The 12212-nt window shown below is 44.5% G+C and carries 11 protein-coding genes and 1 pseudogene; 8 read left to right on the top strand and 4 right to left on the bottom strand.

What is annotated here, in order from left to right; all coding sequences use genetic code 11:
• Window positions 1-80: 80 nt before the first annotated feature.
• On the bottom strand, window positions 81-1415 hold the full coding sequence (glpT, locus tag V6D42_RS18300; RefSeq protein WP_333514182.1) for a glycerol-3-phosphate transporter: 1335 nt from the start codon (window positions 1413-1415) through the stop codon (window positions 81-83).
• Window positions 1416-1703: 288 nt separating this feature from the next.
• On the opposite strand from glpT, the gene V6D42_RS18295 reads away from it, so the two are divergent.
• The 3 genes from V6D42_RS18295 (at window position 1704) to V6D42_RS18285 (ending at window position 4213) form a co-directional block, all read left to right on the top strand.
• Complete coding sequence (locus V6D42_RS18295) at window positions 1704-1952, top strand: YbeF family protein (protein WP_229149585.1); 249 nt, start codon at window positions 1704-1706, stop codon at window positions 1950-1952.
• 93 nt (window positions 1953-2045) lie between these two features.
• Window positions 2046-2963, top strand: a complete 918-nt coding sequence (locus V6D42_RS18290; RefSeq protein ID WP_333514181.1) for a bifunctional helix-turn-helix transcriptional regulator/GNAT family N-acetyltransferase — start codon at window positions 2046-2048, stop codon at window positions 2961-2963.
• A complete protein-coding gene (locus V6D42_RS18285) occupies window positions 2960-4213 on the top strand; it encodes an MFS transporter (protein ID WP_333514225.1) in 1254 nt (417 codons plus the stop codon). The genes V6D42_RS18290 and V6D42_RS18285 overlap by 4 nt, the downstream gene beginning before the upstream one ends.
• 26 nt (window positions 4214-4239) lie before the next feature.
• On the opposite strand, the gene V6D42_RS18280 is transcribed toward V6D42_RS18285, so the two are convergent.
• From V6D42_RS18280 to V6D42_RS18270, 3 genes and pseudogenes are all read right to left on the bottom strand, one after another.
• The gene (locus V6D42_RS18280; protein WP_268506184.1) at window positions 4240-4668 is read right to left on the bottom strand and encodes a hypothetical protein; all 429 of its coding nucleotides are present in this window, start codon (window positions 4666-4668) and stop codon (window positions 4240-4242) included.
• Between the two features lie 60 nt (window positions 4669-4728).
• Window positions 4729-6906, bottom strand: coding sequence for a glycoside hydrolase domain-containing protein (locus V6D42_RS18275; protein WP_333514180.1), 2178 nt, complete (start codon window positions 6904-6906; stop codon window positions 4729-4731).
• A 59-nt stretch (window positions 6907-6965) separates the two neighbouring features.
• Window positions 6966-7162 (bottom strand): annotated as a pseudogene (locus V6D42_RS18270) (EamA family transporter); the annotation flags it as partial.
• A 209-nt stretch (window positions 7163-7371) separates the two neighbouring features.
• On the opposite strand from V6D42_RS18270, the gene V6D42_RS18265 reads away from it, so the two are divergent.
• From V6D42_RS18265 to V6D42_RS18245, 5 genes are all read left to right on the top strand, one after another.
• On the top strand, window positions 7372-8430 hold the full coding sequence (locus tag V6D42_RS18265; RefSeq protein ID WP_333514179.1) for an iron-containing alcohol dehydrogenase family protein: 1059 nt from the start codon (window positions 7372-7374) through the stop codon (window positions 8428-8430).
• A gap of 99 nt (window positions 8431-8529) precedes the next feature.
• The gene (gene purT / locus V6D42_RS18260) at window positions 8530-9684 is read left to right on the top strand and encodes a phosphoribosylglycinamide formyltransferase 2 (RefSeq protein ID WP_333514178.1); all 1155 of its coding nucleotides are present in this window, start codon (window positions 8530-8532) and stop codon (window positions 9682-9684) included.
• A gap of 150 nt (window positions 9685-9834) precedes the next feature.
• Window positions 9835-10773, top strand: coding sequence for a trypsin-like serine peptidase (locus V6D42_RS18255; protein ID WP_333514177.1), 939 nt, complete (start codon window positions 9835-9837; stop codon window positions 10771-10773).
• Window positions 10736-11140, top strand: a complete 405-nt coding sequence (locus V6D42_RS18250) for a DUF2606 family protein (RefSeq protein ID WP_333514176.1) — start codon at window positions 10736-10738, stop codon at window positions 11138-11140. Before V6D42_RS18255 ends, V6D42_RS18250 begins: the two co-directional genes overlap by 38 nt.
• A gap of 173 nt (window positions 11141-11313) precedes the next feature.
• Entirely contained in the window at window positions 11314-12210 is an 897-nt protein-coding gene (locus tag V6D42_RS18245) for an alpha/beta fold hydrolase (RefSeq protein ID WP_333514175.1), read from the top strand.
• The last annotated feature ends 2 nt before the right edge of the window (window positions 12211-12212 follow it).

Genomic DNA, 12212 nt, shown 5'->3' with positions numbered 1-12212 from the left:
AACAAGCAGTAACAGCTTTTATGTTAGATATCGGATGTAAATGGCGTGTTGGGAAAATATTAATCTTTTATAATCTTTTCTTAAACATGCTCCGCTCGTTTTCCCGTATTCCATGTCAAAGCCAAGAACACGATAGCCAGTATACAAGATGAGATCAGCATGATGAAGCCGCCGTTCCAATCAAATCGGTCAACGACAAGTCCCATAATGGCGTTTGCGAAAGCAGATCCGCCGATGTATCCGAAAAACCCGGTCAATCCAGCCGCAGTTCCGGCTGCTTTCTTCGGTGCGAGGTCAATGGCTTGCAGACCGATGAGCATCACAGGACCATAGATTAAAAAGCCGATGCTGATCAGAGCGATGTTGTCTACCAGCGGATGGCCGGCCGGATTCAGCCAGTACACCAATACGGCAATGAAAACACCCGCCATAAACAGAACGCCTGCCGGTGCGCGGCGGCTCTTGAAGAAGCGGTCGCTGATCCAGCCGCACAGGATCGTTCCCGGTATGCCGGCGTATTCGTAAAGGAAATACGACCACCGGGAGTCTTCCGGAGAGAACCCTTTGGCTTCTGTTAAGTAAGTAGGCGCCCAGTCCACTACGCCGTATCGCACAAAGTAAACAAATACATTTGCAAATGCGATGTACCAAAGAAACTTATTATTAAGTACATATTGAAAGAGGATTTCTTTTGTCGTTAATTCTTTTTCTTGATCTTTGAAAGCGTGTTTTGGATAGTCGTTCCGGTACTCTTCAATTGGCGGAAGTCCGCAAGATTGAGGGGTATCCCGCACCAAAAGGACAATTAAAAATGAAATCAGTATTGCAATAATGGCAGGGAAGAAAAACACGCTTTTCCAAGTGACAAACATAGCAATTCCAAGAGTGACAAGCGGAGCCAGAATTCCGCCGCCAATGTTGTGAGCGACATTCCAAATCGACATCTTCGTGCCGCGTTCACTTATAGAAAACCAATGGGCCATTGTTCTTCCGCATGGAGGCCAGCCCATCCCTTGGAACCATCCATTGATAAACATAAAAATAAACATGATGGTGACGCTCGAAGTTACCCAGGGCATAGAAACAAAAAGAATATTAACGATTGCAGATAAAAATAGGCCTGTCGCGAGAAAATACCTCGGGTTGCAGCGATCGGACACCATGCCCATAATAAATTTACTGAAGCCGTACGCAATGGATACCGCGGCCAGCACCAATCCAAGCTCGGTTTTTGAAAACCCCTGTTCCTGCAGATAAGGAATGGCAAAGGCAAAGTTTTTCCGCAGCAGGTAATAACCTGCGTAGCCGATAAAAATACCTATGAATACTTGCAGCCTTAGCCGTTTATAAGCCGCATCCGTCTTTGAATCATCCAGTCTCTCAATGTGAGGAGCCGGTTTAAATAGGTGAAACATCAAATCATCCCCTTTGCTGTTTGTGTTGGATGTGTGACGTGCCTCCTTTCTGACAAACAAAAAGAGCCAGAAAACACCCCTTGTCAAAAGGGGTGGGATTCCTGGCTCTCCTCATCTCCATCCAAGCTATTAACTTATCATGATAGCGCTTTCTTAAATTATCATAGTCTGGAGTGAATGTAAACGGGTAATTTTAAATGGAACCAAAAAGTAAATGTTTTCCTTTTAGTGATTGAGGTTATGTTTTTTTACAAGTAGCATAAAAATCTGGGAGGAGGCTGTTGCCAGGTGGATGAATTAGATATCGCATTCGGCATTTTACCGTTAGCGGTTATTGTGTTATCGGTCGCCGGGACTTATGTTTGTAAAAACGTGTATATGATGCCGTTGATTAGTCTGATTATTTCTCTCGTGCTTACATTTACGATTTTTAATCAATCATTTTTGGGATGGGCCGTTGTCTATAGTTTGTTTTCGCTAATTTTATCGTATATTACATTGATGGTGGTGAGGAAGAGGAAGGCATCTGGAAAATAAAATCTCGCCTCGCTTTTTGATATATCGTTGACTATAGCAACTATATGTGATTATAATTGCTTTAATCAACGATATAAGAAAGTGGGGATGAGTTTGAAAACTAACGAGTCAGTTGTGGGACTAAAATTCAGAAAGTTCAATCGATTTTATACGAATGTTCTTGGCTTCCTTAACGAGCACATTTATGACAGCCCGTTTTCCTTAACTGAGACACGGATTCTATTTGAGATTTACAATACGCCGAATTGTACGGCGAAAGATCTTCAGGATAAGCTTGGGCTTGACCGGGGATATGTCAGCAGAATGCTAAAACAGTTTGAAAAAGAAGATTTGATTTATAAAGAGAAGAGCAAAGCTGATGCCCGCCACCATTATATATATGTGACGGAAACGGGGGAAACCATTTATAAAAAGCTTGAGAAGAAAGCAAATGAACAGGTTGAGCTGATGTTGAAGGAAATCGATGACGAAGAGCAGCACAAGCTTGCGACAGCTATGGAGGAGATTGAAGCCATATTGTCTCAGTCGCTCTCATCCAAGACATCGGGTATTTCAATCAGAGATTATTATCTATCGGATGACATTCACCTTCTCATCGAAAAGCAAAGGCAATTTTATGCAGAAGCTCATGGCTGGGATAATACATTTTTAGCTTATCTCCATGAGACATTTGATGCGGAAATTGAAAAGATATGGATCGCGGAAAGCGGCGGAAAATTTGCAGGCTGTGTCGGATTGGTCAAACAAGATACAAAGACGGTGCAGCTGAGATGGTTCTTGGTTGATGCCGCTTTTCGGGGCAGAGGGCTGGGCACACAACTGCTTGAGCATCTCGTTACATATAGCAGAGAGATGAAGTTTGAACGGATTTATCTTTGGACAGTGAGCAGTATGGCTGAAGCCCGTCCGCTTTACGAGAAATTTGGATTCAGACTGAGTGAAGTGAAAGAAGAAACGCCATTATGGGGACAGCATCTGACAGAAGAGCGGTGGGATTTAGAACTGTCATGAAAAGACTCCACTATGCTTGGATCATTGTTTTTATCACCTTTTTGATTTTACTGGCCGTACAAGGTGTGCGCCTGTCGTTTGGTGCGTTTGTCGAGCCTTGGGAGCGGGAGTTTTCGCTGGATAGGGGCACCATCTCGCTGATTTCAACGCTGAGCTTTGTCGTTTACGGGATATCCCAGCCTGTGATCGGGCGGCTTGTGGACAGATGGGGCGCGCGGGCAGTTTTATCATGGAGCACGTTACTGACCGGGATCAGCATTTTCTCGACATGTTTTATCACTTCACCGTGGCAGCTCTTTCTGCTTTACGGGTTGGGGGTGTCACTCGGAGTTGGCGGAGCGTCGAATGTAGCAACAAGTGTGCTGGTGGTGAATTGGTTCAGCAAAAATCGCGGACTTGCCTTTGGAATCATGGAAGCGGGCTTTGGAGCGGGGCAAATGCTGCTGGTTCCCGGCTCGCTTATGCTGATCCATTGGTTTAGCTGGAAGCTGACGGTTGTGGCATTGGGGTTGCTGTTAATGGTCATTGTCCTTCCGGCAGCCCTTTTATTGCTGCGAAATCATCCTTCAGAGAAAAATGAAGAGCCGATCGGCGGGGCTGATAATGAGGAGGTAGAAACAGGATCAAAAACCAAAGCAGGCTCAGTAACTGCGATGTTTCGTATGAGGCAGTTTTGGCTGTTGATCCTTCCGTTTTTAATCTGCGGCTTTACGACTGTCGGGCTGATGGATACCCATTTGATTCCCTTTTCTCATGATCACGGTTTTTCTACAACTGTTACGAGCGCCGCTATCAGCCTGCTGGCCGGTTTTAATATCGCTGGTATCTTACTGTCCGGAATCGTAGCGGATCGGTGGAGCAGCCGGAAAATCCTGTGTTTTTTATATGCGGTGCGCGCGCTGTCGATTGTGATTCTGATTTACAGCCACGAACCCTACTTGCTTTTAGCCTTTGCGATTCTGTTTGGACTAGTAGACTTCGCCACGGTAGCGCCGACTCAAATGCTCGCGACCCAATACTTTCAAAACTACTCGATCGGCCTCATGATCGGCTGGCTGTCGCTTGCCCATCAAATTGGCTCTGCCCTCGGAGCATATGTGCCCGGCGTCATCTATACGGTAACGGGTGAGTATACACTGGCTTTTTATTTGTCGATTGGGATGCTTGTGCTGGCGAGTGTGATGAACGTGATGCTGAGGGAGCCCACGGCGGTCACGCGTGACAGTGCGGCTGTGACGGAGAAGGTGTAAGTGAGAAAAAGCATCTCTGGCTAGGATTATTCAGAGATGCTTTTTTTGTATTTTTGTTCTAAAACGAAGTCGATCATACCGACAATGCGGGTGTTTTCGGATTTTTGTTTGAAGTTTTGGGAGATTTGAATTCTTTTAGCATTTGGAAAAGATGCAACAATCCATAACAAGCCGATTAGCACAAACAACATTTGTATAGACATGGCTATTAAGTCATTATAATGAGTGCTGAAAAAAAATATATATAGAGTTATTAATGTGACGCAAAATACGATTTTAATAGAATGCTTGAAGGTGAGTTCAGGTTCAGTTAAGCACATTTTCATTTGGTTTAATGTCAATGAATCTTGTTTCATAAGATATGTCAATAATTCATTATCATTATTTCTGACAGGAAACAATTCAGTTTCAATTTTTTTGACTGTTTTCCTATAAATTTGCATATCAAATTTCATGTAGAATCCTCCTTGAAAATAAATCCATGAATACTCATAGAGTATTCATGGATTATAAAACTATCTAAAAGCTGCTAATAACGAACCGAACAGTACTGCCGCTGCTCCTGCCTCAGGTGCTAAGAGTACTAAAGCACCAATACCTACAACTACAATAATACCTGTACCTACCAGCAGCATGTTGTTTACAATAGTATCCCAATTTGGTGTGTATACTTCTTCTTCCGAATCTGGTAATCTAAAGTGCTTCTGTTTTATTTTAAACGTAATCGTAGTCGTAAGTCCAGTTGTAGCACTGTCACCTACTGGAATATCAGGCGTATAGATTTTAAATTGAATATTTAATGATTGAGCTGTCGGGTTCACATAAATTTCTAAAAATCCATTACGTACTGACAAGCTGAGACTGTTTAAAAGGTTTTGATAAGAATCAATTTGTGACGCAGTGAGAGACGTTTGGGTATCGCCCAATAAACCCGTGATATAGGCACCTGGTTTACCATTTGTAATGGTAATTGTGTTTGGTGAGCCTTCACTTGGTATGGTTGCCAGAAGTGATGTGGATAGAATAATATCCAACTCTGGTGATGTGAAAATGGTTTCTGTCGTGTCAAATTCAAACATCGCGTTTGCGAGACCTGATAGATTTTCTAAAGCTGGAATGGTAGATAAAATGTCTGTCAGTGTACGCAGTCTTGCATCATATACCGGATCAGACGGTGGATTTACATGGCTTACTCCAGAGTCTTTTCCTGAAAAGCCGTCTTTATCAATCCCGATGCTTCCAGAACCGCTTCCGATTGTTCCTTCATAAAATTGATCAAAGGCCCAGTTATTTGGCATCGGATAGCCGAGATTGCCGCTGAAGCCAGTTGACATATTTGCCACAAAACTATACTTTGTGAGTCCTGCTTCTTGGGTTCGGATACAAATATTTCTTGGTCCGTATACGCCTATTTCGTATTTAGGCGCAGTAGAAAATGTCTGCATTTTCGCAAAAGCTGACTTGATTTCCTGGAAATAAGGAATAATTTTATCTGTTACTTCATAATCGTAGGCATCAAAATCGACAGCAAAATAAATGGTCGTGCCTGACGGGAAACCTAATCTTCGAGCCGCTGAAGCAGCACTGTACGCATCTCTTGTGCCTTGGTCTTTTACAAAATAAGAAGATTGATAGCCGCCGTCTTGATAAATCGGAAAGACCTTTAATCCGGCATCAAAAATAACTGCAAGTTCTTCAGACGTCAGGGCTTTTGATGTGAGGCCATTGCTTGTCCGCACATTTCCGGTCAAATATCTGCCAACTGTTTTATAACCGTTATTCCGCAGTGTTTGAGCTTTTTCTGCAGTTATAATAGTAGCGGTATCACAAGCTGTAGCGGCTCGTGTTGTGTCTCCTGAGCTTGATAATAAAGCTTTAATGGTCGGCATATCTGCATAACCTGTTTGCGGCAGGCACATGAACTCTTGAAATGCTTTAACGGCTGAAACAACACCGACGCCATATTTGCCGTCAAACTCACCAGGGTCGAATGATTTTCCGTTGCAATAAAGGGCGTACTGAACAATTAAAATAAAGCCTGTTCTTGAATCACCGGGAGTTAAAGTAGGGCATAAGCTTGTTGTGCCGTTTCCGAAAAATCCATTAGCGACACTTGTGCTCATACCTTCTTCTTTTTGCAAAGCATAAATAAGGGCCTTGTTGGTATCGCGGGCATACAGTCCGTCACAAGGCATTAAACCGATATAGTCATTGTAGTCCCGGTTTAAGTTTTGTTGAATCTGACGGATTCTTGAATCGCCCCCAGACACTAGCTTAAAAGCGCTCATGTCCAATAAGGCTTTCATAATCAAGGTGGTGACAATTCCGTCCTGAGTTGTCAGTCCTGCAGCTTTCTGAAACTCCTTCACCGCATTTTCTGTTTTTTCGAAAAAGACGCCTGTAAAACCGCCGGGATTAAAGCCTTTGCACCATAAAGCCCCCTGTAAAATAAAATTCATGTTGCTGGGTTTTGAATCTGGAGCTTGGCGTTTAAGAGGCTTAAATAAGCGCTGTGTTGTCGGCCCGAAGTTATTAGCTGGCTCTGAGATACCTAGTTCAATTTGAAGCGCCCGAGTCAGACCGTAGATCGTATCCCACCCAGTTTTCCCGCTTTCTTCTACTGGGTTATACCCATGTTTGCCCCTGTACGTCTCGTTCAGCCACTGCTGTGTGATTAAAACCATTTCATCCATTTCGATTCCTCCATTCGTTTGATCGCGTTCATCTATAGGTGGCAAACGTAGGACGAGGTTTAAAAAAAGCCGATACGGCATCTTTTAAACCTGTTCATCTTTCCATTTCGCTCTTTTAGCTCTGAAAAGGAGTGTCCTAACAGTGTAAGCGCTCCTCCCAGAAGAGCAATCCATGTCATTTTTTTCTGCAAAATCAAGATAGAAGAGATGATTGTGATAATAGGAATCTGTAAATATAAGCGCTAAAAGAGAGAGCAGGTCGGAGACATTTGCGGTTCCATAGGCGTCAATACTCATCCGGCTTCCCGCATCACAGGAAGAGAAACTGCTCTATAATGCAGGACTTGCCGATGTTGATTCATTTTTCGGCGCTTATGCCATTGGCGGCTGGTTTGCGGGGAAGGCGGATTGACACCATTTGAAGGAGAGTGAGATGATTGATGAAAAAATGGAGGAGAGATGGAAATGCAGCCAGAAGATATTGTCCGAAGCGGTCCGAATCAATACATATGCAAACAAGGAATTGTAAAAGAGCTGCCGGTATTTGTGAAGGAATGGAAGCATCCTGTTGTTGTAACGGGCATTAAGTCGTATGAGGCATTTCTAACGTATGCTGCGATTCCGCCGGAGTGGAGAGTAATTCAGCATAAAGGGTATAGCTCGCCTGAAGCAATAAGGAAGATTGCGGAACAAGCGGCATCTGCTGATCTCATTATTGGGATTGGCGGCGGATCAGTGTTAGACACCGCAAAAGCTGTCGCAGATCGTTTGGATATTGAAGTCATAACTGTTCCGACAATCCCGGGAACTTGCGCGGCAAGCACGCCGCTGAGTGTGATCTATGATCAAGAAGGCAACTTTATCCGAGTCGATTATCATAAACGTTCCAGCTATTTGACACTCGTTGATCCGTTATTGCTGCTTTCTTCTCCGATTGAGTATGTTAAAAGCGGAATTGGCGACACGCTTGCGAAGTGGTATGAAGCGGAAGCGATTATCAGAAATACGAAGGAGCCTGTTTCATTAATGGTCCAAGCGGGGCTTAGGCAGTCTGTCTATATTCGTGATCTTTTGCTGCAAGAAAGCCTTAAGGCTGTTAAAAGTCTTGAGAAAGGGGAAGCCTCAGCTTCTTTCACAGCTGTAGCAGAAACCATTATTACTTTGGCGGGAACTGTAGGCGGTTATGCCGGACGCTTCGGCAGGATGGCGGGTGCCCATGCGGTTCACAACGGTCTGAGTTTTATTCCGGAAACCCATCATGTACTGCACGGACAAAAGGTGGCGTACGGCATACTGATTCAGCTTGCGCTTGAGAAGAGAAATCAGGAAATTAAAGAGCTGATTCCGTTTTATCAGCAGCTTGGCTTCCCGGTGAAACTGAGTGATTTAGGCATCCATAGGAATCAAGAGCATGCGAAGAAAGTTGTTGCGGCTCACGCGTGCAAGCCGGAAGAATCGTTATGTTTAATGGGTTCTTTTCGTGAAGCGGATGTTGTGGCGGCAATCAATGTATTGGAATCATAAGCTAAAATAAGGGTTTTCTTATTTTAGCTTTTTTATTGCGAAATTTATTTTTTGAATATTTCAGTTATAATGGTTTTTGAACAGATAGGAGGGGCAAAGATGTATCAATCAAAGAAGGTTTTATTGTTAGGCTCAGGTGAACTGGGGAAAGAGGTTGTGATTGAAGCCCAGCGTCTTGGGGTAGAGACGGTGGCGGTAGACAGCTACGAGCATGCTCCGGCGATGCAGGTGGCGCATAAAAGCTATGTCATTGATATGCTGGATCGTGAGCAGGTCAGACACATTATTGAGAAAGAAAAACCTGATTTGATTGTGCCTGAGGTTGAGGCGATCGCGACGGATGAATTGCTGAAGCTTGAAGAGGAAGGATTTCACGTGATCCCAAATGCGCGTGCGGCGAAGCTGACGATGGACCGGGAAGGCATCAGGCGGCTTGCGGCAGAAACGCTCGGGCTTGCGACGGCAGGCTATGAATTTGCGAATACATATGAAGAATTTGTACAGGCTGCAGCTCATATCGGCTTCCCATGTGTCGTCAAACCGTTGATGAGTTCTTCGGGAAAAGGCCAAAGCGTTTGCCGCTCTGAAGCGGATTTGGAGAGCTGCTGGGAGACGGCGATGGAAGGTGGACGAGTGAAGAACGGACGCGTGATCGTCGAGGAGTTTATCCCATTTGAATCAGAAATTACACTCTTAACTGTGCGTGCAGTGAACGGTACGGTATTTTGTGCGCCGATTGGCCATGTGCAAAAGGATGGAGACTATATCGAATCATGGCAGCCGCATGATATGACAGAGCAGCAAATTGAAGAGGCGAAGCATATTGCGAAAGCCATTACGGATGAGCTTGGCGGGTACGGTCTGTTTGGCGTTGAGCTTTTCCTTGCGAAAGACAAGGTGTATTTCAGTGAGGTGTCTCCTCGACCGCATGATACAGGTCTTGTGACGCTGGTGACGCAAAATTTGTCGGAATTCGCGCTGCATGTACGGGCGATTCTCGGCTTTCCGATTACAGAAATCACACAGCTTTCTCCAGGCGCCAGCCGGCCCCTCAAAGCACCGGAAGAGTCAGCGGATTACACTGTTGAAGGTTTGAAAAACGCGCTGGCAGTGCCAAAGACACAAGTGCGCGTGTTTGGAAAGCCGATAACGAAGGTTGGACGCCGTATGGCGGTTGCACTTTCTGCGGCTGACACCGTTGAAAAAGCGCGAGAAAACGCGAAGAAAGCGCTGGATCAACTATCGATTCAATAGAAATGAAATGGGCGGGCCTTGTCTTAATACATGGCCCGCTTTTTTTATCATCACATCCAAAAATTTTATCATAAGAATCGAATTCCTGATTATAATGTAAAAGTCTTCCAACGAAAGGCTGGTTGACATAAAAGGAGGGGGATGACTAAAATGAGAGTAGTCTCAAGATTCAGAAAAAAATGCATTGCAGGTTTTACGATTTTGTGTTTGGGAACGGCAGCGGCGGTATCTTTCGGAACGCCTGCAAAAGCGGCAGAGAACCCGCAAACCTCTGTCTCCAATACTGGAAAAGAAGCTGAAGTCAGCAATAACCAGACAACGAAAGCGGAATTGGTTTCTGATCCTTATGAAGGAACCGGAAAAACAAGCAAAACATTACAGGGTCTCATAGAATCAGAAAAAAACATTAAATCCTTAAAGCCTTCAAGTGTAATCGGATCTGATGAACGCGTCAGAATCTCAGGCACTACGTCATTTCCTTACAGAGCAACGGTTCAGCTATCTATCAAATATCCCAATACCTCAAGCACTTATGGGTGCACAGGCTTTTTAGTAAACCCGAATACTGTGGTAACGGCCGGACATTGTGTGTACAGCAAGGATCACGGGTGGGCTTCTTCGATAACTGCTGCGCCGGGCCGCAATGGTTCATCGTATCCATATGGCACTTATTCTGGCACGATGTTTTACTCCGTTAAAGGATGGACGGAAAGCAAAGATACCAATTATGATTACGGTGCAATAAAACTAAATGGTTCTCCTGGCAACACGGTTGGCTGGTATGGCTATAGAACAACAAACAGCAGCAGCCCCGTCGGACTTTCTACATCAGTTACAGGATATCCGTGTGACAAGACTTTCGGCACCATGTGGTCTGATACAAAGCCGATTCGCTCTGCGGAAACGTATAAGCTGACCTATACAACTGATACGTACGGCTGCCAAAGCGGCTCGCCTGTTTACCGCAATTATAGTGATACGGGGCAGACGGCCATTGCAATTCATACCAACGGAGGATCGTCATATAACTTGGGAACAAGGGTGACGAATGATGTATTCAATAATATTCAATATTGGGCAAAGCAATAAATACGGCAAACTGGCCGTTTTCATTTCTATTTTGTTTTTATGCGGATGCAGTTCTCAGGCGCATTCAGATTCTGCTTCGAAAGAAACAACGATCCCTGTGACCCTTCATGTGGAAGACGATGCCGGGTTACCGATGGAAGGCGTTCAAGTGACAATTGTCAAAGCGCCGGCATCAGATCAGGAGCCGAATACAGAGATTGGTGAGATTCTCGGTTTAACAGACAAAAATGGAGACATCACATGGGATACCGGCAAAAAGGGTGACTATTCCATCGCCTTGACGAAAAATGAAACGTCTGTGACGCATCAAGTGTCATTAACAAAGGACAAAAAAGATAAGGTTATTCCATTAATCTTTAAAGAGTAGACGGTTTTCCTTCAAGTTTAGGAAGAGCGTCTTTTTTTATTGATCTTCGTATACGATCAAACTATATACTGGAAAATTGTTATATGAGATAATAAGAATGGGTATTTTTTCTTACAAGAAAGGGCAGTCTCCTTTCTCTATTTATAAATGAAAGTCGGAGGAAAAAGAAAAAGATGAAACAGGATTCAATGCAGCTTGCCGCGGCTGAAGGCGGTACATGCTTTTACCAGGCTTATGATGAAAGCCTTTCTTTGTGGCCGATTGATTCGGAAGCTTTCTATGTTTCTACTCGTTTCGGAAAAACACATATCATGGCAAGTGGGCCAAAGGACGCACCTTCGCTTGTACTGCTTCACGGAGGACTCTTCAGCTCCGTCATGTGGTATCCGAATATCGCCGAGTGGAGCGGTCAATATCGTACATATGCAGTCGATATAATAGGAGACAAAAATAAAAGTATACCAACAGCCTCTCTGGATACGAGAGCTGATTGCGTTCATTGGCTGAAAGATGTTTTTGATTCACTTGGACTTAAGAAAGCACATCTGGCCGGATTTTCCCTTGGCGGGCTTCATACAGTAAATTTTCTGCTTGATATGCCTGAAAGAGTGGAGAGGGCAGTGGTCATCAGTCCTGCTGAAGCGTTTATATCATTTCATCCGGATGTCTATAAATATGCCGCAGGCCTTCGTGAGCCGAGCGGGGCGGATGCTTACATCAAGTGGCTGACGGCTGGCCGCTATCAGCTTCATCCCAAGCTGCAAAAGCAGATCGAGGCTGGAGTCAAGTGGCAGGATGAGAAAAGAAGCCTGACACCGAAAGAAAATGGCTTTCCCTACGTGTTCACAGACGCGGAGTTAAAGTCAATTACGGTTCCAATACTGCTGATGTTCGGCGAGCATGAAGTGATGTACCATCAGCAAATGGCTTTAGAAAGAGCTTCTGTGTTAGTCGCGGGGATTCAGACGGAAATGGTCAAAAACGCGGGTCACCTGTTACCTCTGGAGCAGCCGGACTATGTCAATAAACGTGTAATGTCATTTTTAGGCGAAAATGAAATGAGTACATAAAT

It is taken from the genome of Bacillus sp. 0909A, from assembly GCF_036765115.1.
GTDB lineage: Bacteria > Bacillota > Bacilli > Bacillales > Bacillaceae > Bacillus > Bacillus mojavensis.
Note: the sequence above shows the minus strand (reverse complement) of the source record. Positions and strands in the feature narration are given on the sequence as shown.